Genomic DNA, 21,269 nt, shown 5'->3' with positions numbered 1-21,269 from the left:
TCTGTTCCGGGTCAATCCTTCCCGGCCACACCGGGGATGAGCGCCCGCACGCTGTCCGGCTGGTCCGACAGCAGCACGACATCCACCCGGCGGTTCTGGGCCATGTCGTCGAGGGTTGATCCGGTGTTCACCGGCTGAGCCGAGCCGAAGGCGACAGCGGATATCATCTCTCCGCCAATCCCACCCTGCTCCACCAGACGACGCAATACCTGCGTCGCCCGGCTCGCGGACAGTTCCCAGTCCGTGGCAAACGTCGCGGACTGGCCGTGTTTGTCGGCGTGCCCCTCGACCGATATCTTCTGCCCGCTGGCCACCATCGCCGGAGCGGCAGCATCGAGCACCGCAGTCGCCGCCGCGGTGAGTTGGGCGCTGTCCGGTGCGAAGAACGTCTCGCTGCCAACCAGGCCCAGGGTCAGGCCACGGTCGGTGATGTGAAATTCGACCAGTTGGGCCACACCGGCTGCGGTCAGATTGGCGGTCACAGCAGCCTCCAGCTGATCGAGCTTCGCCACCTCCTTCTCGGCCGCTTCGGCGTTCGCGGTGGCCACGGCCGTGGCCTCTGCCGGGTCGATTGCCTCGGACGAGTGGGTGACTTCCGTGGGTGATTCGCCCTGGTTGTCGATGAGGTCGGCCGGAACGACGACTCCCTCGGCGGTATCCACCTTGCCAGCATCGACGGCACCGAAGCCGGTGGCAAGGGAGTTGGCCAGTTGCTCGTACTTGTCTTGGTCGACAGTCGACATGGCAAACAGAACGATGAACATGCACATCAGCACCGTGACCATGTCCATGTAGGAGGCCATCCACCGCTCGTCGGGGTGGACGTCCTCTTCTTCGACCATTTTGCGCCGCTTGGCGCGCACACTCATGCTGCTTCGGGAAGGTCTTTGTCTTTACCCTTTCCCTTACCCTTGGCTTTGATCTTGCCGGCGGGTGAGGCAGCATCCGCCTGAACGTCCTTGCCCTTGGCGCCGACCTTGGGCAACAGCTCGGCCGGAACCATGGCCCGCAGTCGTTCACCGAGCAGCCGCGGCTGGCTTCCGGCCTGCACGGCCAGGGCGCCTTCCATGACCAGGGTCATGCGGTCGACGTCGAGGTCGGCAAGACGGCGCAGCCTGGAGCCGATCGGCAGCCAGATGAAGTTGGCGGACAGCAGGCCCCACAGTGTCGCGACGAACGCGGCCGCGATCATCGGGCCGAGGGTAGCGGGCGTGTCGAGGTTTTCGAGGACGTGGGTCAGAGAAACGACCGTGCCAATGATGCCGACAGTCGGGGCGTAGCCGCCGAGGCCGGTAAAGAATTTGGCCGCGTTGCGGTTGGAGCGTGCCTTGGTTGCGATCTCGTCTTCGAGCAACATGCGCAGTTCGTCACCGTCGGTGCCGTCGGCGATGTTCTGCAGGGCCCCCCGCAGAAACGGATCCTTGACGGTGTCCGCTTCCTGGTCGAGGGCGAGCAAGCCGGAACTTCGAGCGGTTTCGGCCAGGCCGACGACCTGGTCGATGACTGATTGCGGCGGCGTGGTCTTCCCGCGGAACGCACCCGGCAGCGCCTTGAAGGCAGAAATGAAATCCTTTATTGTGCCGCCAGCGAGCCCGACCGCGATGGTGGCACCGAAGACGAGGATCATGGGAGCCGGCAGCAGGATTGACATGACCGACGAATGCTCGAGGGTGATCATGGCCAGGAGCGCGCCAAAGGCGAGCACCAGACCGATCAGAGTTGCGGGATCCACTAGAGCTTCCTGGGGCCTCGTGGCAGGTCCCCGGCGGTCGGGTCATACGCGAGCGCGATCACGTGCGCCCGGTAGCTCGCGATCTTCTCGATCACTTCTTCCATGGACTCGGTGACGATGAAGTTGGCACCGTCCACCATGACCAGGGTGGTGTCCGGGTTCGCATGGATGCGTTCGATCAGGTCGGGGTTAATCGCAAAGTGACTGTCGTTCAGCCGCGTTAGTACGATCATGTGTTCATCCCTGGGTCAGAACACCGCAAGCGAGGTGTCAATCAGTACTGTCGGCTGTTTGTGGACTGGCGTAAGGCATCCGCTCAGTGGACAATTTTGACGGGTGCGCGGCCCTGCCCACCCACGAAAATCGTCTACTGAGCGCGGCGGGGTGTGCCACACCATCCACGACGGCTCAGATTGCGCGCGATTCGAGCCACGAGTTGGGACTCCTGACGCAGATCGTCGGCGTTGACGCGGGTGACGTGCAGCCCTTCCGACTCGACGTCGGCTGTACGGGTGAGGTCGCGGCGCCACTGTCGTTGGTCGGTGCGATGCTGATCTCCCTCGTATTCGAGGAGCTCGCCGAATTGTTTGAAGTACAGGTCGGCACGACACAGGAACCGACCCGATGCGGCAAAGATGTTTTCGTTGACGAGGGGTTGAGGGAGCCCGTTCGTCACCACGATCACACGCAGCTCGGATTCGGGCGACGACTCGCTGCGCTCGTCCAGCAGTGAGAGGGCACGGCCCAGGAGCAGCTTGCCGCGCCGGTGGCGTTCAACGGCCTGGACCAGTTCGTTGATGGTGACCAGCGGTGAACTCCAGCGGATGAGGTAGTCCCCGACCGCTACGACCTGCCGCAGGGTAAGGCTCTCCGCGAGATCGCACCAGGTGCGCGCCGGGCATGTGACGCTGAATCCGAACCAGTCGAACAGCTCGTCGTCATCAACCGCCATGGCATGGCCGGCGACGCCGTTCACACGCAGGGCACGCCCCGGCAGCGGAACGGTGACGTGCAGGGTGTTCATGGTGGCGAGCTGAGGCGGCAGCGGCGCTCCGAACAGGAGCGCGGCCGTGTGGTGGCTGAAGAACGCGCCCAAGGGCATCCGCTGTGCGAAGGCGTTGCACAGGTCTCGCGTACTGGCGTGAGCTGATGCGGGTGCGCGCACGCCCCAGAACGGGCGGGCGAGGTCGCTGGCCCGCAGGCGACCGGGTGACAAGCCGTGCGCAGCGCCCTGGGACACGGCGAATGGGCCGGCAAGGAGGTGGGGCGGGAGCATTCGGCGCGTGGTCATGCCATGAGGATGCCGCATTCTGCCCCGAGGTCTGATGGTTATGCACAGGGCGGCGTTCACTCGACACAATTGTGGGGTGCGGACGGTTCCGCACCCCACAAACGTGTCTACTGAACTAGCGCTTGAGGTTGGTCAGCTCTTGCAGGACCTCGTCCGAGGTCGTGATGATGCGGGCGTTGGCCTGGAAACCGCGCTGGGCGACGATGAGGTTGGTGAATTCCTGCGACAGGTCGACGTTGGACATTTCGAGGGCACCGCTCGTGAGGGAGCCCATGCCGGCCGCGCCGGGGGTGCCGAGTTCGGCCGCACCCGAGTTGAACGTGGCGCGGTAGGCCGAGGAGCCGGCCTTCTCCAGGCCGCCCGGGTTGACGAAGTTAGCGAGGGCGATGCGACCGATGGCCTGCTGCTGGCCGTTGCTGAACAGGCCGACGAGGGTGCCGTCGGCGCCGAGCGTGTAGCTGTTGAGCGTGCCAGCCTCGTTGCCGTCGTCGGTCTTGCCGGCGACCGTGGCGAGGCCGGAGAAGCCCTTGAGTTGGGCTAGGTCCATATCGATGCCGTCAACTCTCAGGGCGCCGGAGGCGGTGAAGTTACCCGTGGGGCCGTCGGCGTCGGTCTCAGCGGTGAGCTGCACGGGGGTCGGCGTCGTGCCGTCCGCCAGCTTGGATTGCCCAACAGTCCAGCCATCGTCATCCGGTGCACCCGTGCGAGTGAAGGTCAGCGAGATCGTGCGAGAGTTGCCGAGGTCGTCGAAGACGTCGACGGTGCGTGTGAGCGTGCTATCGACCACAGAATCCGACGGCAGGTTGCCGGTGAATGTTGCGGCGGTAGAGGCCTTAGCCGGCACGATTGCGCCGACGGGCAGGGTGATATTGCTGGTCGCCCCGCCAGCGTTGACGACGCCGTTGACGGCGCCCCAGCCCTGCACGATCGCGCCGTCGGGCGAGACCAGTCGGCCGGCCGAGTCGAAGTTGAATGACCCAGCGCGGGTGTAGAGGGTTTCGCCGCCGAGCGAGGTGACGAAGAAGCCGTCGCCGGAGATCATGAGGTCGGTGGTTTTGCCGGTGGACTGTGACGATCCCTGGGCGAAGTTGGTGGAGATTCCAGCGACCTGTACGCCGAGGCCGACCTGGGCGGGGTTGGTGCCACCGGTGGTGGCCGTGGCGCCGCCGGCGGCCTGGGTCAGCTGTGACAGGGTGTCCTGAAACTGGGCCGCGGACGCCTTGAACGCTGTCGTGTTGACGTTGGCGATGTTGTTGCCGGTCACGTCGAGCATGGTCTGGTGTGAACGAAGGCCGGAGATGCCGGAGTAGAGAGAACGAAGCATGGGGTGCTGCCTTTCAGAAAAGAACTATGTGGTGAAGTAGGTGGGGTCGAGGACAAGCCGCGGATCAGGCCGCGGTGGTCGCCCCCGCTGAATCTTCGGAGTCGTCGGAGTCGTCAACGGCGGCGGTGGCGCGCGTCACGCCGGAGATGACATCGAGGGCGATGGGTTCCCCGTTGACCGTAACCATGGGCACCGGGCCGGCGAACGAGACGGACGAGGCGAGCCCGGTGATCTCGTCGCCATCGGCATTGGTATAGGTGACCGTCTCCCCCACCAGCGCGGCCGCCGAGGTGCGCATCTGCAGGGAGAAGCCCTCCTGGCTCGCGGTGGCCATTTCGGTGAGCTTCTCCATCATGGCGAGCTGGGTGGTCTGGGCGATCATCTCGTTGGTATCCATCGGCGAGCTGGGATCCTGGTTTTGCAACTGGGTCACCAGTAGCGACATGAACACCTCCGAGTCCATGGACTGGTTGGGCGTACGCGTCGTAGTCGTGGACGTGTACATTCCGGTCGGAGCGGCGGCATTGCCTGCCAGGGCATCGATTGTCACGGTTGTTCTCCTAAGCCAGTACGTCGATAGTGTGGGTGGACCCGAATCGGGACGCGCGGTTCTCCAGCGGAGTGTCCGGTGCTCGCTCGGCGGGACTCCGAGCGTTGGGATTGCGCCCGTCGGCCTCCGAGCGGGGCTGGCGGGTGGCGCCGGGATCGCCGGCCTGGCTGTCGCTCGACAGGTCGAGCTGGGCGCTCAGCCCGGAACCGGCGAGGTCCCGGCGCAGGTCAGGCAAAATCACGCGCAGCGCATCACGGGCCAGATCGGTGGGAGCGAACAGCTCCACCCGAATGCCCTCCCCCGTCACGTGCGCCCGCACGGTGACCGGCCCGAGGTTGTCGGGCGTGACGCTGATGGTGAGCACGTGCTCACCCGGCGCAGCATTGGTCAGCGAGAACAGCGGCTTCATGATCTGCGCAGTGAGCGGCACGGCGGCAGCCGGCGCGGGCGCTGCAACCGGCGTGGCTGTGCTGGTCGCCAGCGCGGTCGGTGCAACGCTGGGCAGAGCGGATGTCGCCGGCGCGACGGCCTCCGTGCCCGTGGCGTGCAGCCGCACGGCGTCGGGCAGCGCGGAGCGCGCCGACCCGTCGGTGGCCGCGGCGACGCTTTGTGCCGCACCGGCAAGGCTTTGTGCCCCACTGGTCGGCGCGGCGGGGTTCTGTGCCGTGCCGGGCACGGGCGGCGCGGCGGCCGGACTGAGTGCGCTCGCGGGCGTCGCTGAATCTGCGGTTGTCGAAGGGGCCTGGGCCGGCAGCGCCGCGGCATCCGCTTCGGGGGACGTTGTCGGTGCGGCACTGGAAGCGGCTGCACCGGCGTCGGCGGTGCGACCCTGAGCGGCCCACACGGCAGCGACCGGAACGGCGGCGGCCACTGCGACGACCGCCGCCGCAGGCGGGACGGCGGCGGTATCAGCAGCGGGCACCGCAGCGGTATCAGCAGCGGGCACCGCAGCGGCGGCGTTCGCTGCGGCGTTCGGCACAGCCGTGACTGCTCCAGCGACGGGGGCGGAAGCTACACTCGAACCGCCCGCCGTCGCCGGCGCGGCAACCGACGCGGTTAGGTCGACATTGGTGCTCGCCACGGCGTCAACCGACGGGCCGGGAGCAGCAGTGCTGCCCGCGATACTGTCGGCTACGGTACTGTCCGCCGCCGGGGACGCGGCTGCGGCAGCGGCAGCCCAGGTCAGAGCTGGGGAAAACGCCACCGGGGCGGTTGCATCCGCCGGGGAACCGGCCGCAGTGGCCTCGGCCGCGGAATCCTGCGCGGGGTCCGTCTTCTGCTCCGTTGACGACATCGCCGCCTTAGGGCCCGATGTCGACGAGGCGGCGCTGCGATCGGTGAGGGTGTCTTGCAGAATAGAGCCGAACGCTTCAGCGCCCGACGAAGCCGAGCCCTGACTGGTCTCGCGCTGGGCCGGCGCGGTGGCCGGAGCGGCAGCCGGCCGAAATTGGCCGAGGGTGAGGGTCATAGTGTGCTTCCCGTGGCGGTTGAATTCTGCTGGGCGAAAGCGGCGAAGGCGGCGCTGAGCTTGTCGGTGGAGCCGGTGCCGGCGGCCTGGGTAGTGATGGGGATGATGCGGCGGATAGTGGTGATATCGGCATCCGTCATGTAGGCCTCGCGCAGGCACACGGTGCGGCCCGGATACGGGGCGTGGATGACCTTGTTGTCGCCGGCGTAGATGAGAATGTGGTCGCCACCGCCGGTGACGATGAGGTCGCCCGGCTGGGCTTCGGCGAGGGAGGCGACTTCGGTGCCCATCTTCATCTGACCAGAAACGAGGCGTGGCAGTTCTATTCCGATATCGGCATATACGGTTTGAACGAGTCCGGAGCAGTCCATTCCGCTGGAATCCTCTCCGCCGAACACGTAGGGCACGCCGAGATATTTCTCAGCGGACGCCACGACGTCCGTGCCGGTCGCGCCGTTGGCCGATCCGGTCGCACTGGTTGCACTCGTTCCGAGCGCCGCAGCGAGGGTTGCCGCGAAACTATCAGCCGAAGGGGATGCCGCTGCGGTCGTCGCTGCGGCCGTGGTAGTGACCCGTTCGGTCGACACGCTGGAGAGCTGCTGCAGGGTCGCCTGAATCTGGCTGATTCTGCCCATGGCCGCGATCATCGTCATGGTGTCTCCCCCTTGTTCAGGCTTGCCGAGCGGCTGCGGTGCCAGCGAGCTCCGGCAATCTCGTCGAGCACGGTCTGCTCGGCGTGCAGGTCTTCGGCCAGCACTGCGGCCGCGTGCCGGTCATGCAGTTTCTCGAGCGCGACCGACTCGGCCCGGGCGGCGTTGTAGTTGGACTGGGCGGAATCGAGGGTCTCCTGGTGGTTACGCCCCATGGCGTCGAGCTCAGCGAGCATGCTGCGCGACGACGACCGGGCCGCGGCCATGGCGTTGAGCGCGGCGATGGTCTGCGGAGTGTTCCCGAGAGCGCCTAGGGCCGAGCGGGCACGACCTCGGCGGGCCTGGAGCGCGGCCACGCGGGCATTCGCCTCGGCGAGGTCGAGGGCGGCCTGGTTCTGCTGCAACTTGCGCAGACGCAGCAGCCCGGCCAACGGAAAGAGGCGGCTCATGCGACAGCCCCGAACGCGCGGGTCAGTCGGGTGAGCTGGGACCAGGCCTGCTCGCTGGGAGTCTGGTCGTCCATCCGCTGCTGGAGAAAAGCGTTGATGGCCGGGCCGTTCTCAACGGCCGCATCGACCAGCGGGTTCGTGCCGGGCCGGTAGGCGCCGACGTCGAGCAGATCCTGCGCGCCCAGGCGGGCCGCCATGACCTTGCGCAGCGTCGTCGCGATCTGGTTGCGTTCGGGGCTGTTGACCCGGGAGGCAACGCGCGAAATGGAGGCCAGCACGTCGACCGAGGGAAAATGGCCGATGATAGCGAGCTTGCGGTCGAGAACGACGTGGCCGTCGAGGATAGAGCGCGCCGCGTCGGCGATGGGTTCATTGTGGTCGTCGCCGTCGACGAGCACCGTGTACATTCCGGTGATCGAGCCTGTCTCACCGGTACCGGCACGTTCCAGCAGCCGGGCCAGCACCGAGAACGTCGACGGCGGGTAGCCGCGAGTGGCTGGCGGTTCGCCGACCGAGAGCCCGATTTCGCGCTGGGCCATGGCCACGCGGGTGAGCGAGTCCATCATGAGCATGACGTCGGCGCCCTGGTCGCGAAACGATTCGGCGATGCGGGTGGCGGTGAATGCGGCGCGCAGCCGCATCATCGCTGGTTCGTCGGAGGTCGACACGACGACGATGGAGCGGGCCAAGCCTTCTGGGCCCAAGTCGTCCTCAAGAAACTCGCGAACCTCACGCCCGCGCTCCCCCACCAGTGCGATGACCGAGACCTGGGCATCCGTTCCGCGGGCGATCATCGACAGCAGGGACGACTTTCCAACGCCGGAGCCGGCAAACAGGCCCATACGCTGACCGCGGCCAACCGTCGTGAGAGTGTCGAGAACGCGCACGCCCAGGTGCAGCGGGGTCGTGATGCGCGCCCGGTGCATGGCCGAGGGGCTGTCATGTTCCAGGGAGACGAAGCCGTCTGAATCGAGCGGGCCCTTGCCGTCAAGGGGGCGGCCCAGGCCGTCGATGACGCGCCCGAACAGGCCACGGCCGGTGGGCACGAGCAGCGGCGAGCCAGCCGATCGCACGCGGGCACCGGCCTGCAAACCGGTGATGCGGCCAAGCGGCATGCATCGGATTCCGGTCTGGGTGGTGGCGACGACTTCAGCGTCGATACCCGCCTGGCCCGGTCGGGCTCCGAGCGTGACGATGTCACCAATCGCCGAGCGCAGGCCTCGCACCTCGACGCCCAGACCGACAATGGACGACACGACACCGACCCGCTCCGGGCGACCGGCTTCGATTGCCTGCACGAGCTGCGTGGCGCGTGGGCGCCAGGTGGTGATCATGCTTCGACCTCGGCGAGAGCGGCCTTTGCGCGGGCAAAGGCCGTGCTGATACGCGCGTCGAGAAAGCCGTCGCTGAACTCGGTGATGGCGTCACCGCGCTTGAGTCGGGAATCCCCAACAAAACGGATGCTCTCCAGCGCGCGCGTCTGCGCGCCCAGCACCACGAGGTCATCCGGGTGCATGCGAATGCTGTGCACCTCGCTGCGGTCGAACTGGTCTGGCTGGTGCAGCGCACGTTCCAGAGCGCGGCGGGCCGACGGTTCGGTATGGCTGAGTTCACAGCCGAGAATGGCTTCGGCCAGTTGCAGGGACGTGTTGACGAGCGTGGCTTCCGCCTGCTGAATGAGAGGAATGCTTCGTTCATTGAGGGCGCGGGCGGCGGCAGCGAGCAAACGCACCGCGCTGTCGACCTGCGCTTCACCGTAGCGTTCGTTCTCGGCTTGCTGGGCGTTGATCTCGTCGGCGCGCCTGGCGACGTCTGCGGCCGCCAGCCGTAGCCCCTCGGTGTACCCGGCGGCGTGACCCTCGGCACGCGACTGCTCGTCGACGCGGTCCTGCTCCTCGTCGCGCAGTCTCGGAAACGCCATGCGGCCAAACCCGGTGTCAGTTGACATATTCGTCCTCGGCACCGCGTTGCACGGTGATGCTGCCCTGCGCTTCCATGTCGCGAATAGCGCGCACGATTTCGGCACGGGCGTCTTCGACCTGACGCATCCGCACCGGTCCGAGGCTTTTGGTTTCGTCGTCGAGTACGTCGCGGTTGCGCTCGGAGAGGTTGGCGCGGATGACCTCGGTGACGGCATCGGACGTGCCCTTCATGGCCATGGCCAGCACGGTCGTGTCGATGCCGCGCAGTACCTGCTGCACGTCCCGGCTCTCCAGTTTGACGATGTCGGCAAAGGTGAGCATGCGAGAACGAATCTCTTCGGCCAGGGCCGGGTCACGTTCCTCGAGGCCTTCCAGAAGTGCACGCTCGGTGGCGGCATCCGCTCGGTTGATAATGTCGACGAGCGGCTGAATTCCGCCGACCACTTCGATGCTCTCGCGCGCGACAATTTTACCGGTGCGAAGTTTGAGCGTGTCCGTCACGACCCGAATGGCTTCGGGCGTCGCACTCGACATAGTGGCGATGCACTGGGCGACGTCGGTGCGAAGGCCCGGTTCCATGCTGGCCAAAATAGCGGATGCCTGGTCGCGTCGCAGGTGCGCCAACACCAGTGCAATGGTCTGGGGCATCTCGCCGTCGAGCAGGTTGAGCACATCGCCGGGCTCGGAGGGATCCAGAAATTCAAAAGCCTTGCCGGCCATGGAGGTGGCGACGCGGTTCATGACACCGGCCGCGCGTTCGGCACCGAAGGAAGCCTCAAGCAGGCCGACGGCGAACTCGTGCCCGCCGCGGGACAGCCGACGACCCTTCAAGGTGATTTCGTGAAATTCGTTGAGCGTGGACTCGGCGACGGCCGGGTCCACGTTGCGCAGCTGCACGATTTCGCCGGCGATGACTTCAGCTTCGATGTCGCTAAACTGCTTCATCACCTCCGTTGCGCGCTGACGATCCATGTTCATGAGTACGACGGCAACTTTCTGGGTGCCGGTCAGTGCTGTGCCTGGCTCGTTCATGCGCGCTGCCGGTCATCCATCAGGCCACGCAGGAACTCGGCCGTGCTGCGCGGGTCGGACTGCGCCAGGGAATCGATCTCGGCGCGGCGCAGATCGGTGTCGGTCGGTACGAATTTGACGGTCGGGATGATTTTGGTGGGGGTGTCGGTCGGATTGTCGAGGAATAGGGAGCCGGCGGATGACGTCACCGAGAGCGGGACGGTGGCCTCTCCGAGGGCGTTCTGCATTGCGGTGAGATCACCGATCTCCACCGATTCACGGCTCTGGCGACGTGACCGGCGTGCGTAGAGAATGAGGCTGACCACGAGGGTGATGACGATGCCGGCGGTGATCACCGACACCCGCAGAATCTCGGCGAACCGTGCGGCGGCCGCGGCATCCGCTGCTGCTTTGAGCGCTGCAGCTGCTGCGGCGGCGCCCGTGGTGTCGAAGGCCATGACTTCGACGGTCACGGCGTCGCCGCGCACGGCGTCGATGCCGGCGGCCGAAGTCACAAGGGAGGTGATGTCGGCAACGTTGAGGTTAGCGGCGGCATCGGCATCGACGGCCACGGAGACCGTCTGCCGGGTGATCGCTCCGGCTGGAATGGTGCGGTTCTCGGTGACCTTGTTCACGGCGTTGTTGCGGGTCGTCGACTCGCTTGAGAAGGTGCCATCGGTGGCGCCATCGGCCACGGCGGCCGTGTCGGATCCGAGCACGCCAGCGGCGCTGCCGCCGGTTCCCGAGTAGGTCTCGGTGTCGACGGATTCATTGAGAGCCAGTGCTTCGGTCGGGCTCGTGAAGGACTCTTCGACCCGTTCGGCCGATTCGTAACTCATGTCGGCGGCGACGACGACGGTGGCGTTGCCAGCACCGACGACCTTGTCGAGCATGGCCTGCACGGCGCTGCGCACGCGGGTCTCATAGTCCGAGGCCTGCTGATCGGCTCCCCCGGTGGCGCCGACGCCGACGGCGGAGAGCACGGTTCCGGTGGAGTCGACGACGGCAACGTCGGCGGCGGTCATGCCGTCGATCGAGGCGCTGGTCAGGTGCACGATCGCCTGCACCTGGTCGTTGGAGAGGGTGACGCCGTTCTGGGTTTCAACGAAAACGGATGCCGTCGGGTCGTTCTTCTGCGACACGAACACGCTGTCTTCGGGGATGGCAAGCTGCACGGAGGCCATCTTGACACCGTCGAGGGCACCGATGGTCTTGGCCAGTTCACCCTCGAGCGCTCGCTTGTAGGTGACCGACTGCTGGAACTCGCTCGAGGTTACGCCCATGGTGTCGAGCAGGGAGTAGCCGCCGGTGCTCGAGGTGGGCAGGCCGGCCGAGGCCGACTTGATACGTTCGTCGTAGACGCTCGCTTCGGGCACCAGAATCGTGGCGCCGCCGTCGGCAAGCTCATATTCGACGCCGTCGGTGCGCAACTGCTCGACGATGCTGTTGGCGTCTTCGCCGCTGAGGCCGGAGAAGAGGGGCGTGAAAGCCGGCTTGGTGACCCACATGCTGAGTGCGGCGATGCCGAGCACGAGCACGGCGACGCCGATGATGGCGACAGTGCGCTGGGCAATGGTGAACTCGCGAATCGCGTTTCCGAAGCGCTTGAAGACGCTGGTGACTTGCCGGGGCATCAGGCTTGCATCCTCATGATCTCGTTGAACGCGTCGACGCCTTTGTTACGCACGGCGGCTACGAGTTCCATGGTCACCTGGGCGCGGGTGGCCGCGATGGTGGCGGTGTGAATGTCACCCAAGTCACCAGTGACAGCCTGGATGGCGAGGGTGTTGGAGGTGCCTTGCAGCTGCTGCAGGTTGTCGACGGCACCGGAGAGGGCGGTGCCGAAGCCCGAGCCGTCGGTGCGCTGGGTGGCGGTCGTGGCTGAGCTGCCCATGACACCCGAGAGGGCGGTGGTTGCGTTGATGGCGCCAAGTGGCATCAGCCACGTCCGATCTGTAGTGCGGCTTCATAGGCGGTCTTGGCCCGGTCGACGACGGCGGCGTTGGCCTGGTAGCCGCGCTGGGCCATGATGAGGTGGCCCATCTGCTCGGCCATGTCGATATCGGGGTAACGCACGTAACCATCGGCATCGGCGAGCGGATGCTCCGGCTCGTACACCAGGGTTCCCTCGGCACCGCCGAAGGCGGCCGTGGTACTGGCGCCCACGTTGCCGGGGCCTTCCTGCGCGAGGATATAGCGTTCCTGAAAGGCAGCATCCGTTGTGGCGGTCACGGTGTTGGCGTTGGCGAGGTTGTCGGCGATGGCGTCGAGCCACTTGCGGTGCAGCGTCATGCCGCTGCCGGCGATGCCGATGGCGTCGACCATCAGGCGGTCTTCATCGCGGCGCGAATCGACGAGACCGGGCCTTCGACGGCCTTGGCGGCGAACTGGTAACGCAGCAGCGCGTCGATGTTGGCGAGGGTCTCGGTGTCGAGGTTCACGTTGTTGCCGTTGAGCAGCGTCGGGTCGAGCGAACGCTCCGTCGTCGCGGCCGAAACGCCGTTGCCGTCAGCGACCGATTTGGCCAGTGCGTTCTCGAACGAGACGACCTTGGCGTGGTAATCGGGGGTGTTGATATTGGCGATGTTGTTCGCGATGGTGCGCTGGCGTAGCGCGAGGCCGTCCAGGGCGCTGGTGAGAGCCAGGGAGGTCACGGAATCAAGCATGATTACCCGCTTCGTCGACAAAAAGACAAGACGGCCAATCCGTGGCCCGGTGGTGAGCAATCCGTGCTCACTCCTTGCTATCGGTCGCCCCGACAGATGGGTAAGGAGTTCGTAAGAACATTCCCCAAGTTTGTTGCGCTACGGCGTGTCGCCGGTGTTTCACTACCCTCAGACGGGGGTCACCCGTTCACATCCAGATAAACGGATGCCCGCGCGTCGCGCTCCGGAGGCACCGACCGTATCGCTGCGAGGTGCTTCAGGGTGACATTGCGTGCGTTTTCGAGCTCTCCAATGAGCTTGTGCTGGTTGTGCAGCAGGTCCTGAACTCGTGCGGCGAGTTCCTCCGGAATAGCCCCGAGCCCCGTTGGCACGCTCCACTCCCCCACGGCCGCGCCACCATCGCTGGTCGAATCGGCCATCGAACGTGCCGCAGCATCCAGCCGATTCTCGAGGTCGTCGAGCGCGGCTTGCCAGACTGCCAAATTAGCCAATGCCGAGCTCACCGCTCAGGCGTGCGATCGGCACCGGCGCGGCCGGCAGCAACTCCGCCGCCTCGTGCCAGGTGAGCCGAAGCGGTTCGAGCAACGAGATGCACTCGCGGGTGCGTGCCGGGTCGCGGTGCGTATTCGCACTGACCATCGCCGTCGACACATAGGTATAGAGCGAGAACAGTCCCTCGCCGCCGTCCCAGGCGTCGACGTTCAGCGAGGTACTCAGCTCCGACACGATCGCCTGGGCGTGAATCAGATTGTCCGACGCGATCTGCCAGTCCTGGCGCTGCTGGGCAGCCTCGGCCCGGTTCAGGTCGAGCAGCAGGCGGTCGTAGAGCATGGTGAGCAGACGAACCGGGGTGGCCGACAGAACCGCGTCGCGGTTGTAACGCGAACGCTGGGCGTTGGTTCCCATTGTCATAGTCATCATTTTCCGTTGGAGGCATTGAGGCCATCGACCTGGGCGGTGAGCCAGGCGGATTGGGCGTTCATGTTGCTGAGCTGTACTTCCATCGCCGAGTAGGTGCGTTCGAGGGTTGAGCGCCGAGAGGCCATCCGAATGTCCCACCCATCGATTTGCGTTCCGAGGCTCTTCACGAGCGATTCCTGCCCGGTGATTCTCGACGTGATCATGCCGTCGTACTTGTCCGACGCGTTCTCGGCGACGGCCTCGACCCGCGCGGCGATCGTGGCCAGCACGCCCTTCACGTAGTTCGGGTCGGCGGCCATGGCCGTGGCGAACTTGGCCGAGTCGAATTCCATCGTGCCGGACTTCGTAATGCTGATGCCAATCTCCGACGGGGAGCGCCCGTCGATCGGCTGGCTGGCAGCGTTCAAAATCTGCTGCTTCACGTCACGCACGGTGCTGTCACTGCTAAACACACCGGCCGACAAAATGGCCTTACCGGTCGAGTCTGTACTGTTCACCACGGCGCTCTTGGTGGAAATCAGCGCAAACACTCCGTTGAGGGCGCCCACCAGATCCGAGGCGATTGTGCCCACCGCACCGTCGTTGCGTGACACGCTCACGGTCACCGGGTCGGCCGCGACAGCGGATGCCGTCACCGACACTCCCGGAAGCAGGTCGCTGAAGGTGTTGGTCGACGACGTGATCTTCTGCGCGGCCCCGGTATTGGCCCAGAGCCGCACTTCGGCGTCCTGCGCACCCTTGACCTGGGTCATTGCGGGATCAGTGGCGGGGTCGGACGGGTCGAAGGACAATGAAAAAGCGCTGGATGCCCCGGTGGAAGTCGACGTGAACTGCAGACGATACAGCGGGTTGTTACTGGCATCTTTGCCGGCAGCAACCTTGACGGCCGTCACTCCGGCTGCCGAAGCGTTCACCGCGGTGACGATGTCGTCGAGATTCGTCGTGCCGGACGAGATCGTCGTCGCCACCCCCGACGCCGCGTTGGTGATCGAGAAGCTCGACGTTGGCCAGGCGGTTACTGCGCTGGAGACCGAGGCCTGACCCTGAGCGAGCTTATCGACGACGATGTCGATGGAACCGCTGGTGGCGGTCGCGCCAGCAGTGACGGACACCCCCGTCGAGCTGCTCTTCGCCGAGTACAGGTCAAGCGCGTTGGTCGCCGTAGCCTTGCCGGCCAGGGTCGCGAGCGACGCAATTTGAGAATTCAGCCCTTGCAGCGCCGTCATGAGCGTGTTCGTGCTGGTGACCTTGGCCTTGAGCTGGTTTTGTGGACCAGCCTCCAGGGTCATCAGGGAGTTAATAAGGGAGGTGGTATCCAGACCGCTGATGAGTCCATCGACTGCCATCGACATGGGGTGCCTCTCCTAGTGCTCGGTCAATCATTTGGTGCGAGGTATGCATGGCGGCAGTGCTGGGCGAGGTCCAGCTCGTCGGTTCACCGCCACCATGCAAGATTGTGGGTCAGCCCTGGTGGTGCGGGAGCTGAGGAGCGACGCTGGTTTCGCATCCGTTTCGGGGCTTACCGCGGCCAAGGTTCGGCGAATGCCGTGCGCCTTGACGAAAAGCGTGATTCGCCGCACTTCGTCTGTCTCTTTGCGCGCTCATGGTAATTCCTCCGTGAACAAATGATGCCGCACCGGCCCATCCATGGGCCAGCACCATAAGCTATCGACCGCCCGTGCCCCCCGGTTAGAAAACCGCGCAGAAATCTGGGCGTGCGGCCGGTCCGAGACAGCGTGCGTCATGGGCGCATCTAGCACAGCCGCAATCCGCCCGCCGTTGATCGAGCTCGCCGAGATCCCCATCGACCAACGCGACCCGCCTCAGAAACCCGCGTTGTCTACCGCGCCCACGACACCGCCCTGCGACATCCGCTGCATAACAGCGGATGCGAAATGGCTGGCTTCAGAGGGAGCCCGCGCCAGCCTCCCAATGGTCGAAAAACGCGCCCAATCGGACAAGCCATCGGCCACGCGGAATCTGTTTCCCGACCGCCGTGCAGCATCAGTCTTGGAGTCGCGGCGTGCCAATCGACTTCCGCAACATAAGCGGAATCGACGACGCGATCTGCGCGCAGCTGCTTCTCGCGACCGTAGGCATCGATCATCAGCTCGTATTCCTCGAAGTAGACGAGCACGACCGGTCGGCGACCGGCCGTGTTGCTGGCACCGCCCTCCTCTTTTCCATGATTGTGCTGCGCAACGGAAGGAATGACATGAAAATAGCCTAGCCACAGGCGAGGAGCGACGTCCAATTCGCTCCGCGACTGCGGCCAGGCTCAGATCAGAATCGACCTGTTTATTCAGTGGTGCTTGTGTTACTGGAGCAGCTGCAGCACGCCTGAGTTGGACTGGTTGGCCTGCGCGAGCATGGCGGTTCCTGCCTGCGCCAGGATGTTCGCTCGGGTGTACTTGACCATTTCCTCGGCCATGTCGGTGTCGCGAATACGCGAACCGGCAGCGGTGAGGTTCTCCTTCGAGACCGCAAGGTTCTTGATGACACTCTCGAACCGGTTCTGCGACGCACCGAGCTCCGCCCGAGCCGTCGAGATCACTGCGATCTGCGCATCGAGGGTGCGGATAGATGTTGCGGCCTTCTCCGCGGAGTCGAAGTTCAGGCCAGTGTCTTGCGTTGCGGCCACGAACACAGTGTCGGCGCCCTTAGGGATTACCTCTGCAGTGCTCGTACCGACTCCGTCCGTCAGCCCTCCCGTTACAGCGTTCGAATCAGCAGTGTTCGCTGTAGCATTTGCACTCATCGTGATCGCGTTAGTCGTGGCGCTATTGAGGCTGGCTGTCTGGGATTCAATGCTAAACACTCCCGGCGCCGTTTTGGTGACGACGAAGTACTGACTAGCGGTACCCAACGCATCCGCAGCTGTTTGCAGAGCGACCTGAATGCTGTCGTCCGTTCGATTCGTGTCAGCAGCCCCGAAGTCGACATTAAACGTCTTGCCGCCGGTGCCACCCTGAGTTACTGTGAAGTGATTGGCCAGCTTCGTGCGGTCAATTTTGATATCGGTAACCGTGACAGCACCGGTGGTCGCCGGACTGCCCGCACTGAACGGAATCTCGGCAGTTCCCGCGACAATCGCGAAGTTGTTCGTGATGTTTTTTACGTTCGCGTTGGCCAGATTGACGTTGATGCGGCTGCTGCCATCGCCGCTTGCTCCGACCTGAAAAGACAAAGACGACTGATTGCCCGTCGTCACTGAGTCAACATCGCCACTGAGCAACTTCGTGCCATTGAAGTTGGTCGAGTTTGAGATTCGAGTAAGCTCTAGAGTCAGCGCATCGACCTCAGTCGTAATCGCCGTACGAGAATCCGCGTTGTTCGAGTCGTTACCGGCCTGAACGGCGAGGTCTCGCATGCGTTGCAAAATCGAGGTGACCTCGTTCAGCGAACCTTCTGCGGTCTGGATGACGCTGATGGCGTCCTGAGCATTACGGCTGGCGACCGTAAGCCCCCCGACCTGTGATTTCAGGCCTTCTGAGATGGTCAGACCAGCTGCGTCATCCGCGGCGCGGTTGATGCGCAGGCCACTGGAGAGCTTTTCCAGCGACTTAGACAGGTCGTTCTGCGTTGTTGCCAAGTTGCGATAGGCGTTATTCGCTGCAATGTTTGTATTAACTTGCATGCCCATGTGAAATCCTCCATGACTGGGCGGTGAAACGCTGACCCGTCCATGGGCGAGCGTTGTGCAGGGTCGGTCGCCATCTAACGGTGGCCCAGAATCGGGCCCGTGACGGGGTCCGCTGGACCCCGCCGATGACGAACGTGGTGCCCGGCCGCAAATACGAGAGCAACTCTTTTACTCCAGCGATTACGGCCTGGCTCAGATCAATGATCGACCTGGCGGCTACCAGGTGTTACTGGAGCAGCTGCAGCACGCCCGAGTTGGACTGGTTGGCCTGCGCGAGCATGGCGGTACCGGCCTGCGAGAGGATGTTCGCTCGGGTGTACTTGACCATTTCCTCGGCCATGTCGGTGTCGCGAATTCGCGATCCGGCAGCGGTGAGGTTCTCCTTGGAGACGGCCAGGTTCTTGATGACACTCTCGAAGCGATTCTGTACGGCACCAAGCGTGGCGCGCGACGTTGAGATCGCCTTGAGTTCGGTGTCAATCACTCCGATGGCGGCCGCGGCCTCGGCCGCAGTTGTGAAGTTGAGAGCAACAGCCGCTGTTGGAGTTGCCACCCCAATCCCGCCGGTGATTGCGTGGTTCACCGCGCCGCCGTTATTGGCGGTGACGACCAGCTTGTTGTCGGAATCCACTGTTGCTTTGGCCAGAGAGCTGAAGCTCGACTGCGCGTTCATTGCTGTGGCAATTTCCTGCACCGTGTCGTACGTTCCGGCGGCAAGGAGAGTCGCGGTTGCGGAGCTGGTCGTGGAGTCTGAGTTCGTGATGGTGAACGTCTGAGCACCGGCAGCGACGCTGCTCGGAGTGAGTACATCCATTTTCCCGCCTACAACGCCCGTCGTGAGTCGCGCAGCCAGAGCGTCAATGTCTGTTCCGGTAAGGTTCACGGCAATGCGGTCGTTCACCGCGTTGCCGTTTGCGCCGATCTGAAAGCTCAACGAAGCGGTGCCATCCAAAAGCGTCTTGCCGTTGAAGTTGGTGGACTTGCCGATGCGGTCGAGCTCATTAGTAAGGGCCGTTACCTCCGTCTGAATAGCGGTGCGGGAGTCAGCGTTGTTCGAGTCGTTGCCCGCCTGAACGGCGAGGTCGCGCACGCGCTGCAGGATCGACTGCACCTCGTTGAGCGAACCTTCAGCGGTCTGGATGACGCTAATGGCGTCCTGGGCGTTGCGACTGGCAACAGTGAGGCCGCCGACCTGCGACTTCAGGCCTTCCGAGATGGTAAGACCGGCAGCGTCATCTGCTGCACGGTTGATGCGAAGACCACTGGAAAGCTTTTCCAGCGACTTCGACAGGTCATTCTGTGTTGTTGCCAGGTTGCGGTACGCGTTGTTTGCCGCGACGTTGGTGTTTACCTGCATGCCCATGATAAATCCTCCGTGATTGGGTCAAAGTACGCCGGCCCATCCATGGGCCAGCACCATGAGCTATCGACCAGTTGCGATAGCGGGTTAGAAATCTGGGTGAACTGATTTCGTGAAATGAGTCACCCAAAACGAAAATGACCGCTGCAGAAATGGGCGACCGCCACTCACGGCAGGTCACGCAATTCTGCAACGGTCAATACAGGCGGCGCCGGCGGCATCCACTGCCCGAAGAGCGGCAGCTACGCTGCGGGACGCAGCAATTGCAGAACGTCGGAGTTTGCCTGGTTGGCCTGGGCGGAGACCGCGGTGACCGGCTGGGCGAGAATGCTTGCGCGGGTGAGGTCAACCATCTGCTCGGCCATGGCGCTGTTGGTCAGGCGTGATGCTGCGGCGAGGGTGTTCTCGGCGGAGACGGCACGGGTCTTGCCCTCAAAGTCGACGCTGTCAGCGGCGACGACAGACTCGGTCGAGGCGAGACCGCTCGAGATTGCAACGGTCGGCTGCGCGAGACTGGTCTGTGCGGCGGCCAGTTCGCGGTAGGCGTCGGATGCTGAGGTATTGGTGTTGATCTGCATGACCATGAGGGTTTCTTCCGTGAGGTGTTATGAAGCCGGCCCATCCATGGGCTAGCGGTGAGATTACTGAAAAGTCAGGATGCTGCGCGTTCGACCGTGTCGAGCTGCAGGTGTTCGTGCGCGGTGCGAGTCATTCCCACCGTGGCGAGGTCGGCGAGTCGGGCGAGGTAGGCGCTGCGGCGAGCCGGAGCAATGCGCGACTCCGGCTGATACGCAGCCGCGGTTTCGATTTCGTCGGCGTAGTGCGTGCTGAGTCCGTCGCGCAGCAGGCGAATCGCCTCGGCGCGCATTTGGGAAACAGCGGAGTGCGTAGTGCCGAGTTCCGCGGCGATGTCTTTGACCGGGCGGTCGTCGAAGTAGATCTGCTCTACGATGGCGCGCATCTTTTCCGGCAGGGCCGCGATGGCCGCCCGCAGGTAGACGAGACGTTCGGTGGAGAGCAGCGACTCTTCGGGCATGGCGGTGTCGGCGACGAGAAACTCGGCGGTCGTGTCGTCGAGGGCTGAGAGGGTGCGGGCCGCGTCGGCCAGGCCGGCCGCGGCGGTGTCGCGGTCGACACCGAGAGCATCGGCGATCTCGTTCACGTTCGGGGTTCGCCCGAGGGCGGCCGCGAGGGTGTCCTGTACGGCGAGAGTTTCTTTGATGCGGCGGCGAGCGGAGCGGGTGGCCCAGTCGCTTGAGCGCATCTCGTCGGCGAAAGCGCCGATGATGCGGCGCCGGGCGAAGGCTCCGAAGGGAACCCCGAGGGTGGGGTTGAAAGCATCCGCTGAGGTAATGAGGGCAACAGCGCCGGCCGAGGCGAGGTCGTCACGGGAGAGGTGGCGGGCCTTGGCCCACACCTCCGAAACGAGGTAGCCGACCAGGGGGAGATTCTCGACGACGAGGGCATTGCGGTCAGTGCGATTCACGTGCGTCCCCCGAGCTTCTCATGCCAATTTTCGAATGTGCACGGAAGGGCTTACTTACCTCCCGCGAGAGGCCCCAATGCCTGCGAAATCAAAGCTACCCCCACTAGGAGGCAAATGGGTAGCGCTACAACGCCCATTTGGTACATTAATTCGTCCTCTCTTTAGAGGACACGGTTGGGCAATTCGGCAAGAAATCAGGCTATTTTGCCTAACCGCGATGTTTTCACGGCCGATAGTGGCAACGAATGAACCAGAGCACACGCACCCGTGTAGCCCTGAGCGCGAGTGAAATTGTGGGCTGGAGGAGTCATGGGCGCCAACGAATTGTCTGCGTTGCTGTGGCGAGAACGTGAACTTCTCGAGTTGCTGGTCTTCAAACTCGAAGAGGAACAGCTTCTGCTGCAGGGCGGCAAGTCCCGCTGGCTGCAACACGCCACTCGCGAGGTTGAACAGGTTTTGAACCTCGTGCGTGAAGCCGGCCTCGGGCGTTCCGTTGAGGTAGCCGCACTGGCTACCCAATGGGGAACAGCAGAAGACGCCACCCTGCGTGAACTCGCCGCCAATGCTCCCGCGGGGCCGTGGGGCGAAATCTTCGCCGCACACCTCAAAGCCATGGGCGATCTCACCAGCCAGATCAAAGAACTCCGCGACACCAATGAACGTTTTATTCGTGCCGCGGCCCGCTCCACCCAGGAGACGATGACCACGGTCAGCGCCAACCCCAAAACCTACGACGCCAGCGGAGTGACCGACGCCCCGGTGACCGCCGCCCGCATTTTCGACCGCAACCTGTAAC

At 64.4% G+C, this 21,269-nt stretch carries 25 protein-coding genes; 2 read left to right on the top strand and 23 right to left on the bottom strand.

What is annotated here, in order from left to right; genetic code table 11:
• Positions 1 to 11: 11 nt before the first annotated feature.
• From BLS91_RS05520 to fliD, 19 genes are all read right to left on the bottom strand, one after another.
• Complete coding sequence (locus tag BLS91_RS05520; RefSeq protein WP_174775006.1) at positions 12 to 869, bottom strand: OmpA/MotB family protein; 858 nt, start codon at positions 867 to 869, stop codon at positions 12 to 14.
• Complete coding sequence (locus BLS91_RS05515; RefSeq protein ID WP_092339724.1) at positions 866 to 1,732, bottom strand: motility protein A; 867 nt, start codon at positions 1,730 to 1,732, stop codon at positions 866 to 868. Before BLS91_RS05515 ends, BLS91_RS05520 begins: the two co-directional genes overlap by 4 nt.
• Positions 1,732 to 1,965, bottom strand: coding sequence for a flagellar FlbD family protein (locus BLS91_RS05510; RefSeq protein WP_092339723.1), 234 nt, complete (start codon positions 1,963 to 1,965; stop codon positions 1,732 to 1,734). Before BLS91_RS05510 ends, BLS91_RS05515 begins: the two co-directional genes overlap by 1 nt.
• Positions 1,966 to 2,099: 134 nt before the next feature.
• Positions 2,100 to 3,023 (bottom strand): hypothetical protein, encoded by a 924-nt coding sequence (locus BLS91_RS05505; RefSeq protein WP_092339722.1) that lies wholly within the window; start codon positions 3,021 to 3,023, stop codon positions 2,100 to 2,102.
• A gap of 115 nt (positions 3,024 to 3,138) precedes the next feature.
• Positions 3,139 to 4,347, bottom strand: coding sequence for a flagellar hook protein FlgE (locus tag BLS91_RS05500; RefSeq protein ID WP_092339721.1), 1,209 nt, complete (start codon positions 4,345 to 4,347; stop codon positions 3,139 to 3,141).
• A gap of 64 nt (positions 4,348 to 4,411) precedes the next feature.
• On the bottom strand, positions 4,412 to 4,897 hold the full coding sequence (locus BLS91_RS05495) for a flagellar hook capping FlgD N-terminal domain-containing protein (protein WP_420838492.1): 486 nt from the start codon (positions 4,895 to 4,897) through the stop codon (positions 4,412 to 4,414).
• A 10-nt stretch (positions 4,898 to 4,907) separates the two neighbouring features.
• A complete protein-coding gene (locus BLS91_RS05490; protein ID WP_092339720.1) occupies positions 4,908 to 6,365 on the bottom strand; it encodes a flagellar hook-length control protein FliK in 1,458 nt (485 codons plus the stop codon).
• Complete coding sequence (locus tag BLS91_RS05485) at positions 6,362 to 7,018, bottom strand: C40 family peptidase (RefSeq protein ID WP_092339719.1); 657 nt, start codon at positions 7,016 to 7,018, stop codon at positions 6,362 to 6,364. The genes BLS91_RS05490 and BLS91_RS05485 overlap by 4 nt, the downstream gene beginning before the upstream one ends.
• Complete coding sequence (locus BLS91_RS05480; protein WP_092339718.1) at positions 7,015 to 7,464, bottom strand: flagellar export protein FliJ; 450 nt, start codon at positions 7,462 to 7,464, stop codon at positions 7,015 to 7,017. Before BLS91_RS05480 ends, BLS91_RS05485 begins: the two co-directional genes overlap by 4 nt.
• Positions 7,461 to 8,798, bottom strand: coding sequence for a FliI/YscN family ATPase (locus tag BLS91_RS05475; protein ID WP_092339717.1), 1,338 nt, complete (start codon positions 8,796 to 8,798; stop codon positions 7,461 to 7,463). Before BLS91_RS05475 ends, BLS91_RS05480 begins: the two co-directional genes overlap by 4 nt.
• The gene (locus tag BLS91_RS05470; RefSeq protein ID WP_092339716.1) at positions 8,795 to 9,412 is read right to left on the bottom strand and encodes a FliH/SctL family protein; all 618 of its coding nucleotides are present in this window, start codon (positions 9,410 to 9,412) and stop codon (positions 8,795 to 8,797) included. The genes BLS91_RS05475 and BLS91_RS05470 overlap by 4 nt, the downstream gene beginning before the upstream one ends.
• Positions 9,402 to 10,418, bottom strand: coding sequence for a flagellar motor switch protein FliG (gene fliG / locus BLS91_RS05465; protein ID WP_092339715.1), 1,017 nt, complete (start codon positions 10,416 to 10,418; stop codon positions 9,402 to 9,404). The genes BLS91_RS05470 and fliG overlap by 11 nt, the downstream gene beginning before the upstream one ends.
• Positions 10,415 to 12,031 carry a flagellar basal-body MS-ring/collar protein FliF gene (gene fliF, locus BLS91_RS05460; protein ID WP_092339714.1) on the bottom strand — a complete coding sequence of 539 codons (1,617 nt, stop codon included), beginning with the start codon at positions 12,029 to 12,031 and terminating at the stop codon, positions 10,415 to 10,417. Before fliF ends, fliG begins: the two co-directional genes overlap by 4 nt.
• Positions 12,031 to 12,336: a flagellar hook-basal body complex protein FliE gene (fliE, locus tag BLS91_RS05455; protein ID WP_092339713.1), complete on the bottom strand. Its 306-nt coding sequence runs from the start codon at positions 12,334 to 12,336 to the stop codon at positions 12,031 to 12,033. Before fliE ends, fliF begins: the two co-directional genes overlap by 1 nt.
• A complete protein-coding gene (locus BLS91_RS05450) occupies positions 12,336 to 12,725 on the bottom strand; it encodes a flagellar basal body rod protein FlgC (protein WP_092339712.1) in 390 nt (129 codons plus the stop codon). Before BLS91_RS05450 ends, fliE begins: the two co-directional genes overlap by 1 nt.
• Positions 12,722 to 13,063: a flagellar basal body rod protein FlgB gene (locus tag BLS91_RS05445; RefSeq protein ID WP_092110173.1), complete on the bottom strand. Its 342-nt coding sequence runs from the start codon at positions 13,061 to 13,063 to the stop codon at positions 12,722 to 12,724. Before BLS91_RS05445 ends, BLS91_RS05450 begins: the two co-directional genes overlap by 4 nt.
• A 179-nt stretch (positions 13,064 to 13,242) precedes the next feature.
• Positions 13,243 to 13,545 carry a hypothetical protein gene (locus tag BLS91_RS05440; RefSeq protein ID WP_092339711.1) on the bottom strand — a complete coding sequence of 101 codons (303 nt, stop codon included), beginning with the start codon at positions 13,543 to 13,545 and terminating at the stop codon, positions 13,243 to 13,245.
• Position 13,546: 1 nt separating this feature from the next.
• Complete coding sequence (locus BLS91_RS05435) at positions 13,547 to 13,975, bottom strand: flagellar export chaperone FliS (RefSeq protein WP_092339864.1); 429 nt, start codon at positions 13,973 to 13,975, stop codon at positions 13,547 to 13,549.
• A gap of 5 nt (positions 13,976 to 13,980) precedes the next feature.
• Positions 13,981 to 15,336, bottom strand: coding sequence for a flagellar filament capping protein FliD (gene fliD, locus BLS91_RS05430; RefSeq protein ID WP_092339710.1), 1,356 nt, complete (start codon positions 15,334 to 15,336; stop codon positions 13,981 to 13,983).
• 671 nt (positions 15,337 to 16,007) lie between these two features.
• Between fliD and BLS91_RS19890 the strand changes: the two genes are divergently transcribed.
• On the top strand, positions 16,008 to 16,214 hold the full coding sequence (locus BLS91_RS19890; RefSeq protein WP_092339709.1) for a hypothetical protein: 207 nt from the start codon (positions 16,008 to 16,010) through the stop codon (positions 16,212 to 16,214).
• An 87-nt stretch (positions 16,215 to 16,301) separates the two neighbouring features.
• On the opposite strand, the gene BLS91_RS05420 is transcribed toward BLS91_RS19890, so the two are convergent.
• From BLS91_RS05420 to BLS91_RS05405, 4 genes are all read right to left on the bottom strand, one after another.
• Positions 16,302 to 17,627: a flagellin N-terminal helical domain-containing protein gene (locus BLS91_RS05420; RefSeq protein ID WP_092339708.1), complete on the bottom strand. Its 1,326-nt coding sequence runs from the start codon at positions 17,625 to 17,627 to the stop codon at positions 16,302 to 16,304.
• 226 nt (positions 17,628 to 17,853) lie between these two features.
• Positions 17,854 to 18,990 (bottom strand): flagellin N-terminal helical domain-containing protein, encoded by a 1,137-nt coding sequence (locus BLS91_RS05415; protein ID WP_092339707.1) that lies wholly within the window; start codon positions 18,988 to 18,990, stop codon positions 17,854 to 17,856.
• A 239-nt stretch (positions 18,991 to 19,229) separates the two neighbouring features.
• Positions 19,230 to 19,565 (bottom strand): flagellin, encoded by a 336-nt coding sequence (locus BLS91_RS05410; RefSeq protein ID WP_241983187.1) that lies wholly within the window; start codon positions 19,563 to 19,565, stop codon positions 19,230 to 19,232.
• Between the two features lie 74 nt (positions 19,566 to 19,639).
• The gene (locus BLS91_RS05405) at positions 19,640 to 20,473 is read right to left on the bottom strand and encodes a sigma-70 family RNA polymerase sigma factor (RefSeq protein ID WP_092339705.1); all 834 of its coding nucleotides are present in this window, start codon (positions 20,471 to 20,473) and stop codon (positions 19,640 to 19,642) included.
• Positions 20,474 to 20,782: 309 nt separating this feature from the next.
• Here BLS91_RS05405 and BLS91_RS05400 point away from each other — a divergent pair, with 309 nt between their 5' ends.
• Positions 20,783 to 21,268, top strand: a complete 486-nt coding sequence (locus tag BLS91_RS05400) for a flagellar protein FlgN (protein ID WP_092339704.1) — start codon at positions 20,783 to 20,785, stop codon at positions 21,266 to 21,268.
• The last annotated feature ends 1 nt before the right edge of the window (position 21,269 follow it).

This window comes from Cryobacterium flavum (assembly GCF_900103805.1).
GTDB classification, from domain to species: domain Bacteria; phylum Actinomycetota; class Actinomycetes; order Actinomycetales; family Microbacteriaceae; genus Cryobacterium; species Cryobacterium flavum.
This window is presented reverse-complemented; position numbering and strand designations above follow the sequence as displayed.